Source organism: Albibacillus kandeliae, assembly GCF_003116585.1.
Classification (GTDB): Bacteria; Pseudomonadota; Alphaproteobacteria; order Rhodobacterales; family Rhodobacteraceae; genus Albibacillus; species Albibacillus kandeliae.
On sequence record NZ_QEHM01000001.1, the window covers coordinates 374,297 to 398,050 of the forward strand.

A 23,754-nucleotide genomic window follows, 5' to 3' on the forward strand; every position below is an offset into this window, starting at 1 on the left:
CGCGCGACCGGGACTATAGCGCGCCCGATGAAACTCTCGGATTTCGATTTCGACCTGCCTGACGACCTGATCGCGACACGCCCCGCCGTGCCGCGCTCCTCGGCGCGCCTGCTGGTGGCCGAGGGCGACCGTCTGCATGACCAGATCGTGACCGACCTCGTCGACTGGCTGCGTCCCGGCGACCGGCTGGTCCTGAACGATACCGCGGTGATCCCGGCCCGCCTGATGGGGCGCCGTTTCCGGACCGGTCCCGAGGGCGAGACTTCGGCCAAGATCGAGGTCACCCTGCTGGAACCCCGCGCCGACGGCACATGGGCCGCGCTCCTGAAGCCGCTCAAGAAGGTCCGCACGGGCGAGGCGATCGTCTTTTCCAGGGCGCTTTCGGCCGAACTGACCGGCACCGAAGACGGGCAGGGGCTCCTGCGCTTCAACCTGGCGGGCCAGGATTTCGACGCCGCGCTGGCCGAGGCCGGGCAGATGCCGCTGCCGCCTTACATCGCGGCGCAGCGTGCCGCCGACGAGCAGGACAAGACCGACTACCAGACCGTCTTTGCCGAGCACCCGGGCGCCGTTGCCGCGCCCACCGCATCGCTGCACTTCGACCAGCCGCTGCTGGACCGTCTCGCCGCCAAGGGTGTCACCTTTACCAAGGTCACCCTGCACGTGGGCGCCGGCACCTTCCTGCCGGTCAAGGTCGAGGACGTGACCACACACAAGATGCACGCCGAATGGGGCGAAGTCAGCGAGACCGCCGCCGCCGAGATCGCGGCGACGCGGGCGGCAGGGGGCCGGGTGATCCCGGTCGGCACCACTGCGCTGCGCCTGATCGAGAGCGCGGCGCGCAGCGGCGCGATCCAGCCCTGGCGCGGCAAGACCGACATCTTCATCTATCCCGGCTTCACCTTCCATGTTGCCGATGCGCTGATGACCAACTTTCACCTGCCCAAATCCACGCTGATGATGCTGGTGGCGGCCTTCATCGGCTACCGGGAAATGCAGGCGATCTATGACCACGCCGTGGCCAGCCGCTACCGCTTCTTCTCCTACGGGGACGCCTCGCTGCTCCTCCCTGAAAGACCGACCTAGCCGCTGGCGTCGGAAAAAAGTCGCAAGCGGAAAGAAATGCGCTCCGTTTTCTGTCACATTGTACGGGCAGAGGGGAGCTGAGGAGACTTAAGGGGTCAGGGAATGTTGCAAGTACTGTCGAGTGCCTGGGCGCTGTTGCTCGGGCTCTGCCTGCTTATGATCGGCAACGGGTTGCAGGGCACCCTCCTCGGGGTGCGCGGCAACATCGAAGGCTTCACGACGCTCGAGCTATCGCTCGTGATGTCGGCCTATTTCATCGGCTTCCTCGGCGGTTCGCGCATGGCACCCGAGATGATCCGCCGGGTCGGCCACGTGCGGGTCTTTGCCGCGCTGGCCTCGCTGATCTCCTCGGTGTTCATCCTCTACCCGGTGCTGCCCTCGCCGATCTACTGGATCCTCGGGCGGATCGTCATCGGCTTCTGCTTCTCCGGTGTTTACGTCACCGCCGAAAGCTGGCTGAACAACGCCGCCGACAACGCCAACCGGGGCAAGGCGCTCTCGCTCTACATGATCACCATGATGCTCGGGGTCGTCGCCTCGCAGGCGGTGATGCTGATCGCCGATCCCTCGGGCTATGAAACCTTCATCATCGCCTCGGTGCTGATCTCGATCTCCTTCGCGCCCATCCTGCTGTCGATCAGCCCGACCCCGGCCTTCGAATCCACCAAGCCCAAGAGCCTGCGCGAGATCATGGAGATCTCGCCCCTTGGCTGCGTCGGCATGTTCTTCCTCGGCGGTGTCTACTCCGCCCAGTTCGGCATGGGCGCGGTCTACGGCGCGCAGGCCGGTCTCTCGGTGCTGCAGATCTCGATCTTCGTCGGCACCTTCTATGTCGGCGCACTGCTGCTGCAGTACCCCATCGGCTGGGTTTCGGACCGGATGGACCGCCGCCAGCTGATCATGATCGTGTCGCTTGCAGGCGGCGCAGCCTCCGTCCTCGGGATGCTTCTGGGCGGCAGCTACACGCTCCTGCTGGTCTCGGCCTTCATCGTCGGCGGCACCACCAACCCGCTCTATTCGCTGCTGATCGCCCACACCAACGACTACCTCGAACACGAGGACATGGCCGCCGCCTCGGGCGGGCTTGTCTTCATCAACGGCCTCGGAGCTGTGGCCGGGCCGCTGCTGACAGGCTGGATCATGAGCGACGCCGCCTTCGGTCCGCCGGGCTACTTCCTCTTCCTCGGCGCTTTGCTTTTCGCCGTCACCGTCTACGCGGGCTACCGGATGACCCAGCGCGCCTCGGTCCCTGTGGCAGACACGAGCGGCATCTCGCCCATGACTCCCGTCGCCACGCCGATGGCCGTCGAGTTCGCGCAAGAGGCGAGTTTCGAGGCAGAGCACGGAGATCAGGACACCGTGTGATCGTTCACACTATGTCGAATGTGTTGCAATTTGTTACTGTAACAGCTGTGTAAAACACCCTTACCCTGAACCCACCCTGGGAATGTGACCATAGGAATCTGGAGAGGATCCATGACTGGCCCTGAAGACGTATTGAGTTTCTGGTTGGACGAGGTTGGCCCGAAAGGATGGTACGAGGCGAATGACGACCTCGATGCCAAAATCCGAGACAAGTTTCTGACGACCTGGGAAAAGGCACGCGAGGGCGCCTATTCGCTCTGGCTGACCTATCCCAGCGGCGCCCTGGCCTACATCATCCTGACCGACCAATTCCCGCGCAACATGTTCCGCAATTGCGGCAAGGCGTTCTCGACCGACCGCGCGGCGCTCGCCGCCGCCAAGGCCGCGATCCACAAGAACTGGGATCTGCGGATCGACGAGCCTGCACGGCAGTTCTTCTACCTGCCGATGATGCACTCCGAGAACCTTGTCGATCAGGACCGCTGCGTGCGCCTGTTCTGCGAGCGCATGCCCGAGACCGGGGCGGCGAACATGCTCCACGCCCGGGCGCACCGCAAGGTGATCCGCGAATTCGGCCGCTTCCCCTATCGGAACGAAGCGCTCGCGCGGCCCTCGACCAAGACCGAGATGGCCTATGTCACCGCCGGGGGCTACGGCCAGACGGTACGCGAACTGCAATCCGCCGGCTAAGCCCGGCGGCACATTGCCAGATCACATCGGGCCGGCCCTCGGGACCGGCCCTTTGCTTTCCGGGCGCTCCCACGCCACGCTGCTGCGCGGCAGGGCATCCGTGGCAAATTCCCGCGCTCCCTCGTCACCGTTCCCGCATGGGAAACGACCACCAGAGGGGGGCCAGCACCTTGATCCGGCGCTCTCCGCTATGGGTTACACAACCCCTGCGCGAGTTGCGGCGCGCCTCGGCAAAGGCGTTTGCCCCTGTCCGCGACTGCGCTAGAGTGGTCGGAAACGGGGGCAGAGCTCCCCGCGAGAAAGCGGCATTGAAGCTGCGCGAAAACTAGTTTAACGCTGAACTAGTTTTCGGAGCGCCTGGCGGAGGACATGCAATGGCTGCCCAATCCTTTGACGTGATCGTAATCGGCGCCGGCCCCGGCGGCTATGTTGCCGCCATCCGCGCGGCCCAACTTGGCCAGAAGGTCGCCATCGTGGAGCGCGAGCACCTCGGCGGCATCTGCCTCAACTGGGGCTGCATCCCGACCAAGGCGCTGCTGCGCTCGGCCGAGGTGTTCCACCTGATGGAGCGCGCCAAGGATTTCGGCCTTACCGCCGATAAGATCGGCTACGACATCGACGCCGTGGTCAAGCGGTCGCGCGGTGTGGCCAAGCAGCTCTCGGGCGGCGTCGGCCACCTGATGAAGAAGAACAAGATCACCGTGTTCATGGGGGCGGCCACGCTGCCCGCCAAGGGCAAGGTCGCGGTCAAGACCGACAAGGGCACCGAGGAACTGACGGCGAAGAACATCATCCTCGCCACCGGCGCCCGCGCCCGCGAACTGCCGGGGCTCGAGGCTGACGGCCAGCGGGTCTGGACCTACAAGCACGCCCTGCAGCCGCCGCACATGCCCAAGAAGCTGCTGGTCATCGGCTCGGGCGCCATCGGCATCGAGTTCGCCAGCTTCTACAACACGCTTGGCGCCGAGACGACCGTGGTCGAGGTGATGGACCGTGTCCTGCCCGTGGAAGACGCCGAAATCAGCGCCTTTGCCAAGAAGCAGTTCACCAAGCAGGGCATGACCATCATGGAAAAGGCGACGGTCAAGAAGCTGGACCGCGCCAAGGACAAAGTCACCGCTCACATCGAGAAAGGTGGCAAAATGGAAGCAATCGAGGTCGATACGGTCATTTCGGCGGTCGGTATTGTTGGAAATGTGGAAGGTCTCGGCCTCGAGGAACTGGGCGTCAAGATCGACCGGACCCATGTCGTCGTGGACGGTTACTGCCGCACCGGGGTCGAGGGGCTCTATGCCATCGGCGATATCGCCGGTGCGCCCTGGCTGGCGCACAAGGCCAGCCACGAAGGGGTCATGGTGGCGGAACTGATCGCCGGCAAGCATCCCCACCCGGTGCGCCCCGAGGCGATTGCCGGCTGCACCTACTGCCAGCCGCAGGTCGCCTCCGTCGGCTATACCGAGGCCAAGGCGAAGGAGCTCGGCTACGACGTCAAGGTCGGCCGCTTCCCCTTCATCGGCAACGGCAAGGCCATCGCGCTTGGTGAACCCGAAGGGATGGTCAAGACTGTCTTCGACGCCAAGACCGGCGAGCTGCTCGGCGCGCATATGGTCGGCGCCGAGGTGACCGAGCTGATCCAGGGCTACGTGATCGGGCGCACGCTCGAAACGACCGAGGCCGAGCTGATGGAGACCGTCTTCCCGCATCCGACGCTCTCCGAGATGATGCACGAATCCGTCCTCGACGCCTACGACCGGGTGATCCACATCTGACGCCGGGCCGCACTGCGGGTAGCGCGACAGGCGGTGCCGCTATGGGCGCCTTCCGATGGACGCCTTCCGCCGGGCGTCTCACGACAGGCGTTTGCGCTGAGGGCGCCTTCTGACGGACACCGCCCGACAGGCGCCTTCCTCCGGTCGCCGTCCTCCGGTCGCCTTCCGCCGGGCACCTTCCGCCGGGCACCTTCCGCCGGGCACCTTCCACCGGGCGCCTTCTGCCGGGCGCCGTCCTCCGGACGCCTTCTGACGGGCACCGCCCGACAGGCGTCTTCCTCCGGTCGCCGTCCTCCGGCGCCTTCTGCCGGGCACCTTCCGCCGGACGCCTTCCGACGGGCTCCTCCCGACGGGCGCGTCCTGGCAGGCGCCTTCCGACGCTCGCCTCCGGCCGGTCGCTTCCGCTAAGTGCGACGTCCGACGGTGCCTCCCGACGGTGCCTCCCGACAGGCGCTTCGCGACAGACGCCTTCCGACAGGCGCGCTCCGACAGGCGTCTACCTACAAGCGTCTTCCGACAACCGTCTTCCGACAGGCGCCCCAAGATGGTCCCGGCAACTCGCCCAGCTACGGCCCGGCACCACGGAACAGAGGTCGCCTCTCGGGCGGCCTTTTTCTTTTTCCCCATGCAGGGTAGGGGGTGGTCATCGCAGGAAAGGTTCGACCATGACCGCCACCGCCCAGCCGGCCCCCTCTGAACGGACCTCCTTTGCCACCGTGCTTGGCCTCTGGGCCGCGGGGCTCGGCGCCGCGGCCCAGTTCGGCAAGGTCTCGGTCAGCTTCACGCTGCTTTCCGAACACTACGGCGCCGCCGGGGCCAAGCTCGGGTTCGCGGTGTCCCTTGTCGGCTTCGTCGGCGTACTCTTCGGTGTCGTGGCCGGGCTCATCGTGGCCTCCATCGGGTATCGCCGCGCGCTGATCGCCGCGCTGGCACTCGGGGCCGTGGTCTCGGCATGGCAGGCGATGCTGCCCTCCCTGCCGCTGTTCCTGTTCAGCCGGGCGCTCGAGGGCGCCTCGCACCTCGCCATCGTGGTCTCCGCCCCAACTCTCATCGCCCAGATCAGCGCTCCGCGCCATCGCGGCCTCACCCTGTCGCTCTGGTCCACCTTCTTCGGGGTCGCCTTTTTCCTCCTCGTCCTCTTCGGTCTGCCCCTTGCCCGCGCCTGGGGTGTCGGCGCGCTCTACGGGGCGCATGGCATCTACATGGCCGCGATGGCCCTGCTGGTGGCGCTGATGCTGCCGCGTGACGTCGTCGGGCCGCGCAGCGGGCTGCTCTCATTGCGCTCGGTCGTCGCCGAGCACATCCGCATCTACCGCTCGCCCTGGCGCAACGCCCCAGCGCTCGGCTGGTTCTTCTACGCCGCCACCTGGGTCGCGATCCTGACCATCATGCCCCAGTACCTGCCCGAGGGCACCATACGCGACAGCGTGGTTGCCTTCATGCCGCTGGCGGGCATCTGCTCTTCGATGACGCTCGGCGTGCTGCTGCTGCGCCGCTTCCCGGCGGTCACCGTCATCCGCATCGGCTTTGCCGCCTGCACCCTGGCCAGCATCGCGATCTGGTTGGCACCGCAGAATCCGCTCTGCTACATCGCCCTCGCGCTCTGCCTCGGGCTGGTGCAGGGCTCCAGCTTTACCGCCATTCCGCAGCTCAACGAGGATGCGACCGCGCGGGCCGAGGCCAATGGCGCGCTGGCCCAGATGGGGAACCTGGGAACGACGACCGGCACCCCGATCCTTGCCGCGATGGTCGGCACCTGGGGCCCGAGTGGTTTTCTCGTCTTCGCCCTGGGGCTCTACTGCTGTGGATTCGTGATGCACATGCTGCTGGCACAGCGCCGCCGGCGTGCATCCGCCTGATCGTTCTCCTTATGTTCGCATTTTTCTATTGGAGACTCGATAACACTCACCTATGTCTAAACCGTTAACGGGGACTGCCATGGCCGAGCTGAAACATATCGAGGTGCGCGGCGCGCGCGAACACAACCTCAAGAACATCGATGTCGACATCCCGCGCGACCAGCTGGTGGTGATCACCGGCCTGTCGGGCTCGGGCAAGTCGAGCCTTGCCTTCGACACCATCTATGCCGAGGGCCAGCGCCGCTATGTCGAGAGCCTGAGCGCCTATGCCCGCCAGTTCCTCGACATGATGGAAAAGCCGGACGTCGACCACATCAGCGGTCTCTCTCCGGCGATCTCCATCGAGCAGAAGACGACCTCGAAGAACCCGCGCTCGACCGTCGGCACGGTGACCGAGATCTACGACTACATGCGCCTGCTCTACGCCCGCGCCGGCACGCCCTTCAGCCCCGCAACCGGCCTGCCGATCGAGGCGCAGCAGGTGCAGGACATGGTCGACCGCATCATGGCGATGGAGGAGGGCACGCGCGCCTACCTGCTGGCGCCCATCGTGCGCGACCGCAAGGGCGAGTACCGCAAGGAATTCCTCGAACTGCGCAAGCAGGGCTTCCAGCGGGTCAAGGTCAACGGCGAGTTCTACGAACTCGACGAGCCGCCGACGCTCGACAAGAAGTTCCGCCACAACATCGACGTGGTGGTCGACCGGATCGTGGTGCGCGAAGGGCTCGAGACGCGGCTGGCGGATTCGCTGCGCACCGCGCTCGACCTTGCCGACGGCATCTGTGTGCTGGAGACCGCACCCAAGGAGGGTGAGCCGGAGCGCATCACCTTCTCCGAGAATTTCGCCTGTCCGGTCAGTGGCTTCACCATCCCCGAGATCGAGCCGCGCCTGTTCTCCTTCAACGCGCCCTTCGGGGCCTGCCCCGATTGTGACGGCCTCGGGGTCGAGCTGTTCTTCGACGAACGCCTCGTGGTCCCGGACCAGAACCTCAAGATCTACGACGGCGCGCTGGCGCCCTGGCGCAAGGGCAAGTCGCCCTACTTCCTGCAGACCATCGAGGCCATCGCGCGCCACTACGAGTTCGACAAGAACACCAAGTGGAAGGATCTGCCCAAGCACGTTCAGCAGGTCTTCCTGCATGGCTCGGGCGACGAGGAGATCGAGTTCCGCTACGACGAGGGCGGGCGCGTTTACCAGGTTTCGCGCGTCTTCGAGGGGGTCATCCCCAACATGGAACGTCGCTATCGCGAGACCGACTCCAGCTGGATCCGCGAGGAGTTCGAGCGCTACCAGAACAACCGTCCCTGCGGCACCTGCAATGGCTACCGCCTGCGCCCCGAGGCGCTCGCGGTCAAGATCGCGGGCAAGCACGTGGGCGAGGTGGTGGAGCAGTCCATCCGCGAGGCCTATGCCTGGTGCGAGACGGTTCCGGGCAGCCTGAGCAAGCAGAAGAACGAGATCGCCAAGGCCATCCTGAAGGAAATTCGGGAACGCCTCGGGTTCCTGAATAACGTTGGTCTTGAGTATCTTACGCTGTCTCGCTCAAGTGGCACGCTAAGCGGTGGCGAGAGCCAGCGCATCCGTCTGGCAAGCCAGATCGGCTCGGGTCTGCAGGGCGTGCTCTATGTCCTCGACGAACCCTCCATCGGCCTGCACCAGCGCGACAATGGCCGCCTCCTGACCACGCTCAAGAACCTGCGCGATCAGGGCAACACGGTGATCGTGGTCGAGCATGACGAGGAAGCCATCCGCGAGGCCGATTACGTCTTCGACATCGGCCCCGGTGCCGGGGTGCATGGCGGACAGGTTGTCAGCAAGGGCACGCCGCAGGAGATCGCGGCCGATCCGGCCTCGCTGACCGGTCAGTACCTTGCCGGCACGCGCGAGATCGCGGTGCCCGAGCATCGCCGCGAGGGCAAGAAGAACAAGTCCATCACCGTGGTGAAGGCGACCGGCAACAACCTCAAGGACGTCACGGCAGAGTATCCGCTGGGCAAGTTCGTTTGCGTCACCGGCGTCTCCGGCGGCGGCAAGTCCACGCTGACCATCGAGACCCTGTTCAAGACCGCCTCGATGCGCCTGAACGGGGCCCGCCAGACGCCCGCGCCCTGTGAGACGATCAAGGGTCTGGAGCATCTCGACAAGGTCATCGACATCGACCAGCGTCCGATCGGGCGCACGCCGCGCAGCAACCCGGCCACCTACACCGGGGCCTTCACCCCGATCCGCGACTGGTTCGCGGGGCTGCCGGAGGCCAAGGCGCGCGGCTACAAGCCCGGGCGTTTCTCCTTCAACGTGAAGGGCGGGCGCTGCGAGGCCTGTCAGGGTGACGGCGTCATCAAGATCGAGATGCACTTCCTCCCCGACGTCTACGTGGAGTGCGAGACCTGCAAGGGCGCGCGCTACAACCGCGAGACGCTGGAGATCAAGTTCAAGGGCCAGTCCATCGCCGACGTGCTCGACATGACGGTGGAAGAGGCGCAGGAATTCTTCAAGGCGGTGCCTTCGATCCGCGAGAAGATGGATGCGCTGATGCGCGTGGGCCTTGGCTACATCAAGGTGGGCCAGCAGGCGACGACGCTCTCGGGCGGCGAGGCGCAGCGGGTCAAGCTCTCCAAGGAACTCAGCAAGCGCGCCACGGGGCGCACGCTCTACATCCTCGACGAGCCGACGACGGGTTTGCACTTCGAAGACGTGCGCAAGCTGTTGGAAGTGCTGCATGAACTGGTCGATCAGGGCAACTCGGTCATCGTGATCGAGCACAACCTCGACGTCATCAAGACCGCCGACCATATCATCGACATCGGCCCCGAGGGCGGTGATGGCGGGGGCCGCATCGTGGCGACCGGCACGCCGGAAGAGGTGGCCGCCGTGCCCGAGAGCCATACCGGGCACTACCTCAAGGACATGCTCGACCCCAAGCGCGTCGCGGCCGAGTAGGCCAGGTCACAACGAAAACCGCCATGCCCCGGGGCATGGCGGCGTAACTCGTTACATACAAACAAAACTCAGTTCAGGAACGCACTCGCGAGGCCGATGACGGCCAGTACCTTGCGGGTGTCCGAGTCCACCTGGTAGACGGCTTCGCCCATCCGGTAATAGGTACCGTTCGGGTCGAGGCCATAGCGCGACGGTTCCCGGATCACGATGTAATCGCCATGCACCACGTCGCCGACGCGGTAGTCGTAGTGGCGGTCATAGTCGCGGCTGTCATAGACCGGGCGGCGGCCATCGTGGTCGCGGTCGTGACGTTCGATCACCACCGGTGCCTTCTTGGCCTGGCCGGGCGGAACACAGGGAACGGCCTTCTTGGCAAGCCCCGGCGGGCAGTTGGCGGCGATGGTGTAAACGTTGCCGCCCTTGTTGTGCGATTTGTCCGCCATCGCGGCGCCGGGAAGCGCCAGGGCCGCGATCGCGAGGATCGGGATCATGCGGGTCGTGCGGGTCATGACTGTCTCCTTCCGGTTCGTGAATTCACTTTCCGTCTGCTGGATAAACGCGCGAAATGACAGGAGAGTTCCCGGCGGCGGCGGGAAGCCGCCACCGGGGCCGGGTCAGTGGAGGACGGATGCGGCAAGGCCGATCAGGGCCAGAACGACGCCAGTGTTCGGGTCGATGCGGTAGACATAGCTGTCACGCACGACAAAGGTCTGGTTCTTGGGCAGGCCATAACGATGCGGGTCGGAAACGCGCTGGAAGTTGTCCACGCGGTGGCCGGGTTTGATCGACGGGCCCTTGGGTTTGCCCTGCGCGAACTGCGGCTGGTTCCCGTGACCCTGCTGTTGCTGCGGCTGGTTCCCGTGGGCCTTCTGCGGCTGCTGTTGCTGCGGCGGCCGGTTGCCCTGCTGCGCGTTCTGCTGGTGCTGCTGACCCTGCGCGGGCGGGCGATTGCCCTGCTGCTTGTTGCCCTGCGGCTGCTCGCACTTCTGACCCTGCGGGCAGGCGGGCGGTTGCTGTCCTTGGGCAAAGGCGGCAGGGGCCATCGCGCAGGTGGCCAGGATCGCTGCAAGATAGGTGAGCTTACGCATGTCAGTCTCCTTTGTGACATTTGGTCTTTGATGAACCAAACGTCCCGCAGGAAACTTTCCGTCGGCGCCCTGTCCGGGCGCCGGCGGGAGAGTGCCGATCTCAGCCGCGCCCGCGCTTTTCGAAGCGGGGCAGCATGGCGCTGAAGTCCGTGCCCGAACCGCCCTCGTTCTCGACGAACTGCGTGTAGAGCGCCTGCGCCAGCTGGCCCATCGGGGTGTCGGCATCGACGCTTTCGGCGGCCTGCTGCGACAGGCGCAGGTCCTTCAGCATCAGGTCCGAGGCAAAGCCGGGCTTGTAGCCGTTGTCCGCCGGGCTCTGCGGGCCAACACCCGGGGCAGGGCAGTAGGCGTTCATCGACCAGCTGTAGCCGGAGGAGGTGGAGACCACGTCGAACATCTTCTGCCGGTCGAGCCCCAGCTTGTCGGCCAGCGCAAAGGCTTCGCAGGTGGCGATCATGGTGACGCCAAGGATCATGTTGTTGCAGATCTTGGCAGACTGGCCCGCGCCGGAGTCGCCGCAATGCACCGCCTTCTGGCCCATGATCTCGAACAGCGGCTCGGCACGGGCAAAGGCCGCTTCCGATCCACCGGCCATGAAGGTCAGGGTCCCCGCGGCCGCGCCGCCGACGCCGCCCGAAACCGGCGCGTCCACCGGCAGCAGCCCCGCGTCCTCGGCCAGCGTCGCAACGGCGCGGGCGCTGTCGACGTCCACGGTCGAGCAATCCACAAAGGCCGCGCCCTGGCGCATCGCCGGGATGATCTCCCCGGCCACCTTGCGCAGGATCGCCCCGTTCGGAAGCATGGTGATCACCACGTCCTGATCGGTCGCCGCCTCGGCCGCGCTCGCTGCCATCTCGACGCCCTCGACCGAGACATCGGCCATGTCGAACCCGGTGACGTTGTGGCCTGCCTTGGCAAGGTTGGCGGCCATCGGTCCGCCCATGTTGCCCAGTCCTATGAACCCGATATTCATTCTTGCTCCTCCTCAGGCGTCAAATGTCAGCTCGTCCGCACCCAGCGGGGCCAGCATGGCCTCCACTGTCTCGGCCGGAACGCTGTCGAGCGTATGTTTCCATGTCGGATTGCGATCCTTGTCGATGATCTGCGCGCGGATCCCTTCAAGGAAATCGCCCTGCTCGATCGTGCGCCAGGTCGCGCGGTATTCCTGCTGCAGGGCGCTGCGGATGTCCTGCGCGCCCACCCGCAGCCGCTCCAGCGCGGCAAGCGTCATGGCCATCGCCAGCGGAGAGTTCCGCCGGATCGCCTTGGCGGCAGAAGCGGCGAGGTCGCCCTTGGCGGCCTCGGCGGCGGCCAGTATCTCCGCGAGGGTCCCTGCGCCAAAGATCGCGTCGATCTGCTCGGCCTGTCCGGCTAGCTCTCCCTCCGGCGGGGTCTCGCGCGCCTCGGCCAGCGCCTCGACCCGGCCGGACTGGCAGAGCCCGGCCACCAGTTCGGGCCAGCGGTCCTCACGTATATAATAGTCGGCAAACCCGGCATGGATCGCGTCACCGGGCCCCAGCCGCGCGGCGGTCAGCCCGAGGTAGTCCCCCAGACGCCCCGGCGCCCGCGCCAGCAACAGTGACCCGCCCACGTCCGGGATCAGGCCGATACCCGTCTCCGGCATGGCGATGCGGGTGCTGTCGCAGACGACCCGGTGCCGCACGTGGCCGCCCAGCCCGACGCCGCCGCCCATGACAAAGCCCTGCATCAGGGCGACGATGGGCTTGGGGTAATCCGCCAGCCGCGCATTCATCCGGTACTCGTCGCGCCAGAAGGTCCGGGCGTAGCCAAAGTCGCCCGCCTTGCCGGTGCGATAGAGCTCGGCGATGTCACCACCCGCGCAAAAGGCCTTGTCGCCCTCGGCGTCGATGATCACCAGCGCCACCGTGTCATCCGTCTGCCAGTCGATCAGCGCCCGGTCGATGGCCAGGCACATCTCGTAGGTCAGCGCGTTCAGCGCCTTGGGGCGGGTGAGGGTGATCCGGCCTGCGCGACCTTCCTTGCGTATGTGAATGTCGCCCATGCCGCTCTCCCTACCGTGCCGCCAGCAGGTGCCGCGCGACGATCACCCGCATGATCTCGTTGGTGCCCTCGAGGATCTCGTGGACCCGCAGGTCACGCACCAGCTTCTCGATACCGTAGTCCGCGAGATAACCATATCCACCATGCAGCTGCAGGCACTGGTTCACCGCCTTCGATCCGGCCTCGGTGACGAATTTCTTGGCCATCGCGCAATACTTGGTGGCATCCGGTGCGCCCTGGTCCAGCTTCCACGCGGCCTGCCGCAGGAAGGTGCGCGCCGCCTGCAACTCGATCTCCATGTCGGCCAGGCGGAACTGGAGGCCCTGGAACCCGTCGATGCTCTTTCCGAAGGCCTTGCGCTCGCCCATGTAGGTCAGGGTGGCGTTCAGCGCGGTCTGCGCCGCGCCCAGCGAACAGGCCGCGATGTTCAGTCGCCCGCCGTCCAGCCCGATCATGGCGTACTTGAACCCGTCGCCTTCGCGCCCCACAAGGTTCTCCGCCGGCACCTTGCAGTCGTCGAACTGCACCTGCGCCGTGGGCTGCGCACGCCAGCCCATCTTCTCCTCCAGCGCGCCAAAGCTCAGGCCCGGCGTCCCGTCCTCGACATAGAGCGTCGAGATCCCGCGCGGCCCGTCCTCGCCCGTCCGCACCATGCAGACGTAGGCGTCGGAATAGCTGCCGCCAGAGATGAAGGCCTTGGTTCCATTGAGAGAATAGCCCTCGTTGGTACGTTCCGCCCTGGTCTTCAGCCCTGCCGCGTCCGAGCCCGAACCGGGCTCGGTCAGGCAGTAGGACAGCACCGTTTCCATCGAGACGACGCCGGGCAGGACCCGCGCCTTCAGGTCGTCGCTGCCAAAGGCGTCGATCATCCGGGCGCACATGTTGTGGATCGACAGGAATGCCGCCACCGAGGGGCAGGCCATGCTCAGCGCCTCGAAGACCAGCGTCGCATCCAACCGGCTCAGACCGGAGCCGCCGGAGCTCTCGCTGACGTAAAGCCCGCCGAAACCAAGCGCGCCAACCTCGAGCCACAGCTCCTTGGGAATGGTGCCGTCCTTCTCCCACTGGCGGGCAAAGGGCGCGATGCGCTCCTGTCCGAAGTCGCGGGCCATGTCGAAGATGGCCGTCTGCTCCTCGCTCAGGCTGAAATCCATGATCTTCTCCCCGTCCGCCGCCGGTGAACACCGGCCCTCCACGCAACTTGGGTAGCCTCCGGCAGGGGGGCAATCAAGACCGCTAAGCGCAAAGGAGCTTTGCGAAAACGCAAAATCGCAGGGGCAGGGATGCGGAGCGCCGTGCAAAACCGCCCTTGTAGCTCCGGGAAGGAAATTCGCCCAAAGGGCCAGTCGCCTTTTCGCCGCACAACTGGTCGTTGTGTCAGGAAGTCCCCTAAATTCATGCGGTTTCTTGACCGGAGTGCCGCCGATCCCCTTTTAGGCAAGGTGATTCGGGACGTCGGGCAAGTAATCCCTTCGGACATGGCCATCCTGAGTAATGCGGGTCAGCGAGTTTTGAAACCTGAGGTTGCATTTTCGTCTATTCTTGCCACATTTCACGGATTCCCTTCGGGGCCGTTCTTAAGATGTGTTAACGTCCCCTTTAGAAGTAACTTAAGTCTCAGCCAGTTCGACGGCGATTGACCGTCCAGGGGTAGCTACAATGTATACCAAGTTTATTGCCGGCATCGCGACCGCAGTCGTCCTGTCCGCCGGAGCTGCATCCGCAGCGACAACTTTCACCATCGATGTCGGCGAAGACAGCCTGTTCTCGACCAATTCGCCGGCAACTGGTTCTTCTGCATCGCTGACCTTTGCGTTCGAGCAGGTGACTGCACCCGGAATTACGAGCGACGTCAAACTGACCGTTACCGTGGACAACACCACTGGCGATGGCGACGCTTTTGGAAGCGGGGCGACCGCCAGCAAGCTGGTTGGGTTCGCATTCACCACGCCTGACGCAGTGTCGCTCGGTGACACCGCGTCCAACTATGTGGGTAGCAGCTATTTCCCGTACCTGTTGCTGAACGACGATTCCGTAAACGGTAACCAGTTCAACAGCATCACCTTCGACCTCGGTGGCGGCCTCAAGTCGACGCTCGAAGGGTCGGGTAGCCCGTCGGCTGGCCTCGATCCCGAAGATGGTACGACCTCTGTCTCCTTCTATCTGAAGGGCCTCGATGAAGTGACGATGGCGTCCTACTTCGAAGATGGCTTCGAGGACGGTACCCTCAAGTTGGGTCTTCGCTTCAAGGCGGTGAATGGCACGGGTGCCAGCAGCGACAAGCTTCTGTACGTTGCTCCGACGACCCCGGTTCCGCTCCCGGCTGGTGGTCTCCTGCTGCTGACCGGTCTCGGTGGCATTGCTCTGATGCGGCGCCGCTCGAAAGCCTGACGGCACCACGCAGACACGGATCCTCTAGGGCGGCCTCGGGCCGCCCTTTTTGCATTCCGCATGGCAAACCCGCTGCTGGCGGAGCCTGCGCCCGGAGATTCGGGCAGGGGAGCGCCCACAGCGCACCTTGGATCATTCGTAAACAATCAATATTCTGACCTATATGTTGTTTCCGATATGCCGGAAATTCAGGTCGCGGAACTGCGCGGGAGAGAGCGATTTTCTAGTAAACTTTTGGAAGAAAGGCGTTCATTTTCAATATGATAAATTCATATTCCGGTTCTCGAATTAAATCCGGCCCAAATTGAGCGATACGCCCTGAAATGATAACAAAGCCCCAAGCGACGGCGTCCGGAATTTGTTGGGCGAGACCATCGCCTTGTTCCAAGTAGGGAAGATACCATTGACTGTTAAGACCCTTTTCGCAGCGGGGGCTGCAACGATCCTTATGGCCGGCGGCGCCTCTGCCACCACCATCGACTTCAACGTTGGCAAGGGCTGGAGCAGCTCGGGCCACACATACGGCGCAGTGACCGTGACCGGTGCCACCGTCGACACCAACGGCAAGATCCTGACCAACGACGAGTATGTCGCAAGCTGGTCCGGCTCGTCCGGCGGTCTGGGCATCTGCAGCGCAAGCTCCACCAGCAAGTGCACCACCGGCACCTCCGAATCCTATGGCAAGGACCAGCACACCATCGAGGGCGCGAACAAGTCCGAGATGGCGCTGCTCGACTTCGGTTCCGAAACCGTCCAGATCAACTCGGTGACCTTCGCGTACTGGGATTCGAACGACGACTTCGACTTCGCGACCTACGCCTCCACCAACCTCGGGACCGAGGCAACCCTCTGGAGCGAAGACAACTACAGCAACTCCAACCCGTCGATCAAAACCTTCACCTTTGCCGAAGGGCAGCTGGTTGGCAAAATCTTCGGCTTCGGTGCGGACGACTCCAGCGACGAGTTCAAGCTGCGCAGCATCTCCTACACCGTCGTCTCGACCGTGCCGCTGCCGGCCGGTGGCCTGCTTCTCATGACCGGCCTGGGCGGCATCGCCGCGCTGCGCCGTCGCAAGAAGGCCTGAGACCTCTCAGACGTCAGGAACTCGGGGAGGGCGGCCATATGGCCGCCCTTTTCGTTGGCGGCCCCGAGGCACGGGTCGGGTCAGCTGACAGACTGCAACAACTGGTCCAGGCTCCGCTCGCGCAGACCCAGCAGCGAGAGCGCGTCGGCTTCCGTCTCCTGCACCAGCGAGACGACAAAGCTGAAGGGCCGCCACGAGCGTTCGGCCAGCAGGGCAAGGTCAAAGGCCAGCTTTGTCGGCGCATAGTAAACCAGCAGGGTCTGCACACCGGGGTCCATGAAGACCTCGGCCTTCTTGGCCTGCAGTTCGAAAAGCTTGGGAAAGTCGTTCTCGAAACCCGTCAGCCGGCTGAGATCGACCAGCTGCTTCTGTCCCGGCCGCCGGTCAGGGTGGCGGGCATATTCCGAGAAAATTCTGAGACTCTCCTCCATTCTCTGGTGCCCTTCGTAGCGGACGTAAACCAGACCGTGCTTTGGAAGAATTCTAAATGAAACTGGCATTCAGGCGTGCGTCCAATTCAGAGGGGTGAATACTTATTGATTCGCTTCGTACATGAAAAATTATACATTCTAAATTTGGAATAAATAAAGTTAACATATTTAATTCAATGGGTTAATGTACATGCACATGTCAGGGTATCCGCTAAGCCTGTGTTTTGTGGCTGTTTTCCCTGTTCTGAGTCGATTCTGATCTGGGAATGCCCGCTCATGGGGAGGTGGGAAAATACCGCTCCGCCATTGGTTGAAAATCGGCGCGCTATCGTCCGAAAAACCTGACAATACTACTAAAGAACAAGTGGACATTAATGCATATTCTTTTTCTCGGTTTCGGGATGGGTTAGCGTCAGATAGGGAATGGGGGCAAAAAAGCTTATTCCTTTGAAGTGAAGAACTTGAACCGCCGGTTTGCCGGCCTTGTATAGTATTGAGGAAAACAACATGAAACTCAAAGCAATCGCGCTCGGTGCCGTTATGGCCCTCGGCGCAGCCGCGGGCGCACAAGCTGCGACCACGACCTACTACGCGAACTCGACCGGTCCTTTCACGCTGGGCTGTGCCGTGAATGGTATCCTGAACAACAACTGCTCCGTCACCACCTCGTCGTCCGGCGCAGGTGTCAGCGGCAACCCGGATACCAATCCCTACGAGATCGACAACTTTCCGCTGAGCTCCGAGACGCTGATCGTCACCTTCGACACCGGTGTCATCCTCGAGAGCTTCTACCTCGGCAACTTCGATCGCAACGACGACTACGAGTTCTCGCTGAACGGCGGCGCTTTCAGCGGCGTGACCACCGACAACCCGAACATCGTCGGTCAGTACGTGACCTCGTTCGCAATCCGCGCGTCCTATGACCTGTCGGATGCAAACTTCTTCGACGGCGGCTTCCTCGGCGACGACAACTTCACCCTGAAGAAGTTCACCGTGACGACCGTTCCGCTGCCGGCTGGCGGTCTGCTCCTGCTGGGCGGCATCGGCTCGCTCGCGGCGCTGCGTCGTCGCAAGAAAGCGGCCTGAGCCGTCTGAACGACCCCAGGTAAAAACGAAAGGGCGGGGAATTTCCCCGCCCTTTCCTGTTTCCGAAACCGGACTGGTATCAGTCCATGGCCTTGAAGTTGAACTGGCTGCCGTCCTTGATCCCCGAGAACCAGCGCGCCGTGACGGTCTTGGTCTTGGTGTAGAAGCGGATCGCGTCCGGGCCGTACTGGTTGAGGTCGCCAAAGGCCGACTTCTTCCAGCCGCCGAAGGTGAAGTAGCTCAGCGGCACCGGGATCGGGAAGTTGATGCCGACCATGCCGACGTTCACCCGGTGGGCAAAGTCGCGCGCGGTGTCACCGTCCGCGGTGAAGATCGCCGTGCCGTTGCCGTACTGGTTGTCCATGACCAGCTTCAGCGCTTCCTCGTAGGACCCCGCGCGCACCTGGCTCAGGACCGGGCCAAAGATCTCTTCCTTGTAGATGTCCATGTCCGGCGTGACATTGTCGAACAGCGAGGGACCGACAAAGTAGCCGTCCTCGTAACCCTGCAGCGAGAAGTCGCGGCCATCGACCACCAGCTTCGCACCCTGGTCGACGCCCGAGGACACCAGCCCGTCGATGCGGCGCTTGGCGGCGGCGGTGATCACCGGGCCATAGTCCACGTCTTCGCCCGCGGTGTAGGGCCCGACCTTCAGCTTCTCGATGCGCGGCACCAGCTTCTCGATCAGCGCGTCGGCGGTCTTGTCACCAACCGGAACCGCAACCGAAACGGCCATGCAGCGTTCGCCAGCCGCGCCGAAACCGGCACCCACCAGCGCGTCGGCCGCCTTGTCCATGTCGGCGTCGGGCATGACGATCATGTGGTTCTTGGCACCGCCAAAGCACTGGGCGCGCTTGCCGTTGTTGGCGGCGCGGCCATAGATGTACTGCGCGATCGGGGTCGACCCGACAAAGCCCACGGCGGCGACGGTGTCGTTGTCGAGGATCGCGTCGACGACTTCCTTGTCCCCGTTGACCACCTGCAGCACGCCCTCGGGCAGACCGGCTTCGATGATCAGCTCGGCCAGGCGCAGCGAGGTCGAGGGCACGCGCTCGGAGGGCTTGAGGATCATGGCGTTGCCCGCGACGAGGGCAGGAGCCATCTTCCACAGCGGGATCATCGCGGGGAAGTTGAAGGGGGTGATGCCTGCGACCACGCCCAGCGGCTGGCGCATGGAGTAGAGGTCGATGCCGGGGCCGCCGTCATCGGTGAACTCGCCTTTCAGCATGTGGGGCGCGCCCATGCAGAACTCGACAACCTCGAGGCCGCGCTGCACGTCGCCGCGCGCGTCGGGCAGGGTCTTGCCGTGTTCCTTCGACACCAGCTCGGCCAGCTCGTCCATGTGCTCGTTGATCAGGGCACCGAACTTCATCATTACGCGCGACCGGCGCTGCGGGTTGGTGGCGGCCCATGCCTTTTGCGCTTCCGCGGCGCGGGCAACCGCGTCGTTCAGCTCTTCGACGGTCGCCAGCGGCACCTTGGCAATCTGCTCGCCGGTGGCCGGGTTCATGACCTCGGCAAAGCGCCCCGAGGTGCCCTTGACGTGCTTGCCGTCGATGAAATGCGTGAGTTCCTGCATGTCGGATCACTCCTCCTGATTGGATTTTGCGCGCACCATAGGATTGCAAAATTCCCATGAACAGGGAAAAGGCTTCAAAAAGGTTTTGCAGAAATGCAAAATGAGCGGACTGTCGAGGGAGATGTCATGCCTGAACCGCATTGGGACGATCTCAAGATCTTTCTCGCCGTCGCGCGGGAGGAGAGCCTGTCTGCGGCCGGTCGGGTGCTGCGGGTCGATCCGGCCACCGTGGGCCGCCGCATCGCGCGGCTAGAGGCCGCGCTGGAGGTCCCGCTGTTCCTGAAATCGCCGCAGGGCTACCGCCTCAGTGCGGCGGGCGAGCGCCTGCTCGGTCATTCCGAGGCGGTGGAACAGGCCATGCGCGGCGGGCTCGACGCGCTGGCAGGGCCAGGCGAGCGGCTCTCGGGGCAGGTCCGCATCGGCGCGCCCGATGGCTGCGCCAATTACCTGCTGCCCGGGGTGGTCACCGCGATGGCCCGCGACAACCCCGATCTCGATATCCAGATCGTCGCGCTGCCGCGCGTGGTCAACCTCTCCCGCCGCGAGGCTGACATGGCCATCACCGTCAGCGCCCCCACGGCGGGCCAGTTGCTGGTCCAGAAGATCACCGACTACCACCTGCACCTCACCGCCTCCTGCGACTACCTCGACGGCACGCCGCCGATCACCTCGCTGGAGGACCTCCGGGGGCGGCAGATGATCGGCTACATCCCCGACATGATCTTCGACGCCGAACTCGACTACCTGCAGGAGTTGCAGGTGACCCGCGTCCCGCTCGCATCCAACTCGGTCTCGGTCCAGCTGAACCTCGCGGCGCAGGGCACCGGGCTCTGCATCGCCCACGATTTCGCGCTGCCGGTCTACCCGCGCATGGTCAAGGTGCTGCCCGATCAGATCGCGCTGACCCGCAGCTTCTACCTCGTGCGCCACCAGAGCGACCGCAAGAGTGACCGCCTGAACCGCTTTGCCCAGCTTCTCGTGGACGGAATGCGCGCGGAACTGCTCCGTCTCGAAAGCCTGACTTGACAGAAATTTCCGTTACGGCAACGCTGTAAGTATCAGACAGTATTGGAGGTGTCCTGTCATGCTCGTCCAGCAGATCCTTAAGGCCAAGGCGACGTCCGGCGTCCTGACCATCACGTCCGATGCCACCGTTGCAGAGGCGGCCAAGATCCTCGCAGAGAACAAGATCGGCTGTGTCGTCGTGTCCGACGACGGGGAATCCGCGGTCGGAATCCTGTCCGAGCGCGACATCGTCCGCGAACTGTCAAAGGTCGGCGCACCCTGCCTGCAGCAGCCGGTCAGCGCCTACATGACGCGCAAGCTCGTCACCTGTACCCCGCACTCCAGTTCCGAGGAGGTGCTCTCTGGCATGACCGAGGGCCGCTTCCGCCACATGCCCGTCCTCGAGGACGGCAAGATGATCGGCCTGGTCACCATCGGCGACCTCGTCAAGGCCCAATTGTCCGAGGTTGCCATGGAAAAACAGGCGCTTGAAGGCATGATCATGGGGCATTGACCTACCCGCCCTTGCAATCGGCCGCGCAATGGTGTTTGCAGGTGCGGCATGACAGGCAGGGGCAGGAGGGTGTGCCATGCGCGTGGGTTTGTACCCGGGAACGTTTGATCCGGTCACGTTGGGCCACATGGACATCATCCGGCGGGCGACCGTGTTGGTCGACAAGCTGGTGATCGGCGTTGCGATCAACCGCGACAAGGGGCCGTTGTTCTCCCTCGAGGAGCGCGTGGCCATGATCGAGGCCGAATGTGCCACCTTGTCCGAGGAAACCGGCACCGAGATCGTCGCTCATCCTTTCGAGAATCTGCTGATCAACTGCGCCCATGACGTCGGCGCCCAGATCATCATCCGCGGCCTGCGCGCCGTGGCCGATTTCGAATACGAATTCCAGATGGTCGGCATGAACCGTGCCCTCGACCGCGAGGTCGAAACGGTCTTCCTGATGGCCGAGGCGCGGCACCAGGCCATAGCGTCAAAGCTGGTCAAGGAAATCTGCCGGCTCGAAGGCGACGTGTCCAAGTTCGTCACCCCGCGGGTGAACGAAGCGCTTCTGGCACGGCTCCGCAGCTAATCATCCGATCTCGTCCTGCGCCCGTTCCGGCGGGCGCGGTGGACAAAAGGCAAGGGGGCGTCCCATGAACGCCCCCCGTTAGTCTTTGTCAGGCCGTCGCCTTGCTCAGCGCCTGGTCCAGATCGGCGATCAGGTCGTCCGGATCCTCGATCCCGATGGAAATCCGCACCACGCTCGGACCGGCACCTGCGGCTTCCTGCTGCTCCGGCGTCAGCTGGCGGTGCGTGGTCGAGGCCGAATGGATCACCAGCGAACGCGTGTCGCCAAGGTTCGCCACGTGGCTGAAGATCTCCAGCGCGTTTACCAGCTTGACGCAGGAGTCATAGCCGCCCTTCACCGCAAAGGTGAACAGGCCGCCCGCGCCCTTGGGGCAGATCCGCGCCACGCGGTCGTGGTAGGGCGAGGAGGGCAGGCCGGCATAGGTCACGTAATCGACGCGCGGATCTTTCTCCAGCCATGCCGCCACCTTCTCGGCGTTCGACACGTGCTTGCCCATGCGCAGCGACAGTGTCTCGATCCCCATCAGCGTGTAATGCGCCGCCTGCGGGTTCATCGTCATGCCAAGGTCGCGCAGGCCGATGGCGATGCCGTGGAAGGTATAGGCCAGCGGCCCGAAGGTCTCGGCGAACTTGAGCCCGTGATAGGCCGGCTCCGGCGCGCTGAGCGAGGGGAACTTGTCCGAGGCCGACCAGTCAAAGCGCCCCGAGTCGACCACGCAGCCGCCGGTGACGGTGCCGTTGCCGGTCAGGTACTTGGTGGTCGAATGCACCACCAGCGTCGCGCCATGCTCGATGGGGCGGCAGAGGTAGGGCGTGGCCGAGGTGTTGTCGACGATCAGCGGCAGGCCCGCCTTGTCGGCCACCTTCGCCACCGCGTCGAGGTCGGTGATGTAGCCGCCCGGGTTCGCCACGCTCTCGCAGAAGACCGCGCGGGTGTCGTCGTCGATGGCGGCGGCGATGGCGGCAACGTCGTCGAAGTCGACGAACTTGGCCGACCAGCCGAACCGCTTGATGGTCTGGCTCATCTGCGTGACCGTGCCACCGTAAAGACGGGTCGAGACCACCACGTTCTTGCCGGGGCTCATCAGCGGGAACAGCGCCATAATCTGCGCCGCGTGGCCCGAGGAACAGCAGACCGCGCCCGCGCCGCCTTCGAGCGTCGCAATGCGTTCCTGCAGCACGGCCACGGTGGGGTTGGTCAGGCGGGAATAGATGTAACCCACTTCCTGCAGGTTGAAGAGCGCGGCGGCATGGTCCGCGTCGCGGAACACATAGGCCGTGGTCTGGTAGATCGGAGTCTGCCGCGCTCCGGTGGCCGGATCCGGCCGCGCGCCCGCATGAATTTGCAGGGTGTCGAAACCATAAAGGGGTTGGTCGCTCATTGTTTCTCTCTCTCCCGTGAAAAACCTCTGCGCAGGGGTAGGCTATTGCAGAATCCCTTTCAACAGGCACGTATGGTTGCAACAGTCGGAGAGTTTCCGCCGACAGTTGTTTTAATGGTTTTGGATTCGCGGCGCCTCGAATTAACTATTCGTTATTCTTCGCCAATCCATAGTAGTGAGGGTGCGATGGTTCGCTTCTTGTCTGTTCTTGGCATTGCCTTCGGCGCGATGTCCCTGCTGTCGACCGCGGCCACGGCTTCGACAATCCGCTACGAGTTTGACGTCGTCAAAGTCCGTGCAAACTACCAGGAACTGCTGAACCTCGACACCGGCGAGTCCGCGACCACGCAGGAAAAGAACAGGTTCACCCGCGAGTATCACACGCTGTCCGACTATCGCGGCGATTCCGGTCATGCCGTGCTGGAGTTCGAACTCGACGAGTTCAACCAGGCGACGCTGACCTCCTGTTCAACCGATTTCTCGATCTCCGGCATGATCTGCCAGGGCTCGAGCTACTACGACTTCGTCAACGCCTCCAACCTCGGGTTCGACCTCTACGGCGCCTATTCCTGGTCGCTCAAGGCGGATTCGCAGACGCCGGGCGCGGGCTGGCTGAACTTCCTCGATGACTCCGAGTACTCGGGGATAGATGAACTCGACGGCACCATGTATTTCTGGACCGCGCCGACCTCGCGCTCGAAGGTCGAGAACATGACGGTCACCTACATGACCGAGGCTCCGCGCCTTGCCGCGGTGCCGCTGCCGTCCTCCTACCTGCTGCTTGCGCCCGTGGTGCTGCTGCCGCTCCTGCGCCGCCGCAAGAAGGCCTGAGCGCCCGCAAATCCGACATCACGAACCGTTTGGCCGTGCCGCCCCTCCGGGCTGCGCGGCC

21 protein-coding genes are annotated in these 23,754 nt (G+C 64.1%); 13 read left to right on the top strand and 8 right to left on the bottom strand.

From position 1 onward, the window contains the following. Nucleotides 1-27: 27 nt before the first annotated feature. The 6 genes from queA (at nt 28) to uvrA (ending at nt 9,710) form a co-directional block, all read left to right on the top strand. Nucleotides 28-1,086 (top strand): tRNA preQ1(34) S-adenosylmethionine ribosyltransferase-isomerase QueA, encoded by a 1,059-nt coding sequence (gene queA, locus DDT93_RS01785; RefSeq protein WP_109464072.1) that lies wholly within the window; start codon nt 28-30, stop codon nt 1,084-1,086. 102 nt (nt 1,087-1,188) lie between these two features. After that, nucleotides 1,189-2,451: an MFS transporter gene (locus DDT93_RS01790; RefSeq protein WP_109464073.1), complete on the top strand. Its 1,263-nt coding sequence runs from the start codon at nt 1,189-1,191 to the stop codon at nt 2,449-2,451. A gap of 111 nt (nt 2,452-2,562) precedes the next feature. After that, complete coding sequence (locus DDT93_RS01795; protein WP_109464074.1) at nt 2,563-3,141, top strand: DUF924 family protein; 579 nt, start codon at nt 2,563-2,565, stop codon at nt 3,139-3,141. A 374-nt stretch (nt 3,142-3,515) separates the two neighbouring features. After that, nucleotides 3,516-4,910 (top strand): dihydrolipoyl dehydrogenase, encoded by a 1,395-nt coding sequence (lpdA, locus tag DDT93_RS01800; protein WP_109464075.1) that lies wholly within the window; start codon nt 3,516-3,518, stop codon nt 4,908-4,910. A gap of 665 nt (nt 4,911-5,575) precedes the next feature. Next, a complete protein-coding gene (locus DDT93_RS01805; protein ID WP_109464076.1) occupies nt 5,576-6,769 on the top strand; it encodes an MFS transporter in 1,194 nt (397 codons plus the stop codon). 79 nt (nt 6,770-6,848) lie between these two features. Beyond that, a complete protein-coding gene (gene uvrA, locus DDT93_RS01810; RefSeq protein ID WP_109464077.1) occupies nt 6,849-9,710 on the top strand; it encodes an excinuclease ABC subunit UvrA in 2,862 nt (953 codons plus the stop codon). Nucleotides 9,711-9,778: 68 nt separating this feature from the next. Here the strand turns inward: uvrA and DDT93_RS01815 are convergent, their stop codons facing one another. The 5 genes from DDT93_RS01815 to DDT93_RS01835 all read right to left on the bottom strand — a co-directional run bounded on the left by DDT93_RS01815 (nt 9,779) and on the right by DDT93_RS01835 (nt 13,974). Further along, nucleotides 9,779-10,219 (bottom strand): excinuclease ABC subunit A, encoded by a 441-nt coding sequence (locus tag DDT93_RS01815; RefSeq protein WP_109464078.1) that lies wholly within the window; start codon nt 10,217-10,219, stop codon nt 9,779-9,781. 105 nt (nt 10,220-10,324) lie between these two features. Beyond that, entirely contained in the window at nt 10,325-10,798 is a 474-nt protein-coding gene (locus DDT93_RS01820; protein WP_109464079.1) for a hypothetical protein, read from the bottom strand. 100 nt (nt 10,799-10,898) lie between these two features. Next, on the bottom strand, nt 10,899-11,771 hold the full coding sequence (mmsB, locus tag DDT93_RS01825; RefSeq protein ID WP_109464080.1) for a 3-hydroxyisobutyrate dehydrogenase: 873 nt from the start codon (nt 11,769-11,771) through the stop codon (nt 10,899-10,901). Nucleotides 11,772-11,783: 12 nt separating this feature from the next. Beyond that, on the bottom strand, nt 11,784-12,821 hold the full coding sequence (locus DDT93_RS01830; protein WP_109464081.1) for an enoyl-CoA hydratase/isomerase family protein: 1,038 nt from the start codon (nt 12,819-12,821) through the stop codon (nt 11,784-11,786). Between the two features lie 10 nt (nt 12,822-12,831). Next, nucleotides 12,832-13,974 (bottom strand): acyl-CoA dehydrogenase family protein, encoded by a 1,143-nt coding sequence (locus DDT93_RS01835; RefSeq protein WP_109464082.1) that lies wholly within the window; start codon nt 13,972-13,974, stop codon nt 12,832-12,834. Between the two features lie 505 nt (nt 13,975-14,479). Here DDT93_RS01835 and DDT93_RS01840 point away from each other — a divergent pair. Both DDT93_RS01840 and DDT93_RS01845 read left to right on the top strand, forming a co-directional pair. Continuing rightward, nucleotides 14,480-15,211: a VPLPA-CTERM sorting domain-containing protein gene (locus DDT93_RS01840; protein WP_109464083.1), complete on the top strand. Its 732-nt coding sequence runs from the start codon at nt 14,480-14,482 to the stop codon at nt 15,209-15,211. 403 nt (nt 15,212-15,614) lie between these two features. After that, on the top strand, nt 15,615-16,295 hold the full coding sequence (locus DDT93_RS01845) for a VPLPA-CTERM sorting domain-containing protein (protein ID WP_157960068.1): 681 nt from the start codon (nt 15,615-15,617) through the stop codon (nt 16,293-16,295). Between the two features lie 80 nt (nt 16,296-16,375). Here the strand turns inward: DDT93_RS01845 and DDT93_RS01850 are convergent, their stop codons facing one another. After that, complete coding sequence (locus DDT93_RS01850; protein WP_232825348.1) at nt 16,376-16,726, bottom strand: hypothetical protein; 351 nt, start codon at nt 16,724-16,726, stop codon at nt 16,376-16,378. Nucleotides 16,727-17,233: 507 nt separating this feature from the next. On the opposite strand from DDT93_RS01850, the gene DDT93_RS01855 reads away from it, so the two are divergent. Beyond that, nucleotides 17,234-17,812: a VPLPA-CTERM sorting domain-containing protein gene (locus DDT93_RS01855; RefSeq protein ID WP_109464086.1), complete on the top strand. Its 579-nt coding sequence runs from the start codon at nt 17,234-17,236 to the stop codon at nt 17,810-17,812. A gap of 79 nt (nt 17,813-17,891) precedes the next feature. On the opposite strand, the gene DDT93_RS01860 is transcribed toward DDT93_RS01855, so the two are convergent. Continuing rightward, entirely contained in the window at nt 17,892-19,391 is a 1,500-nt protein-coding gene (locus tag DDT93_RS01860; RefSeq protein ID WP_109464087.1) for a CoA-acylating methylmalonate-semialdehyde dehydrogenase, read from the bottom strand. Nucleotides 19,392-19,517: 126 nt separating this feature from the next. Here DDT93_RS01860 and DDT93_RS01865 point away from each other — a divergent pair, with 126 nt between their 5' ends. From DDT93_RS01865 to coaD, 3 genes are all read left to right on the top strand, one after another. Beyond that, on the top strand, nt 19,518-20,417 hold the full coding sequence (locus DDT93_RS01865; RefSeq protein ID WP_109464088.1) for a LysR family transcriptional regulator: 900 nt from the start codon (nt 19,518-19,520) through the stop codon (nt 20,415-20,417). A 58-nt stretch (nt 20,418-20,475) separates the two neighbouring features. Continuing rightward, nucleotides 20,476-20,910: a CBS domain-containing protein gene (locus DDT93_RS01870; RefSeq protein ID WP_109464089.1), complete on the top strand. Its 435-nt coding sequence runs from the start codon at nt 20,476-20,478 to the stop codon at nt 20,908-20,910. Between the two features lie 76 nt (nt 20,911-20,986). Beyond that, complete coding sequence (gene coaD, locus DDT93_RS01875; RefSeq protein ID WP_109464090.1) at nt 20,987-21,481, top strand: pantetheine-phosphate adenylyltransferase; 495 nt, start codon at nt 20,987-20,989, stop codon at nt 21,479-21,481. Nucleotides 21,482-21,569: 88 nt separating this feature from the next. Here the strand turns inward: coaD and DDT93_RS01880 are convergent, their stop codons facing one another. Beyond that, entirely contained in the window at nt 21,570-22,862 is a 1,293-nt protein-coding gene (locus tag DDT93_RS01880) for an O-acetylhomoserine aminocarboxypropyltransferase/cysteine synthase family protein (RefSeq protein WP_109464091.1), read from the bottom strand. A gap of 186 nt (nt 22,863-23,048) precedes the next feature. Here DDT93_RS01880 and DDT93_RS01885 point away from each other — a divergent pair, with 186 nt between their 5' ends. Further along, entirely contained in the window at nt 23,049-23,693 is a 645-nt protein-coding gene (locus tag DDT93_RS01885; protein ID WP_109464092.1) for a hypothetical protein, read from the top strand. The last annotated feature ends 61 nt before the right edge of the window (nt 23,694-23,754 follow it).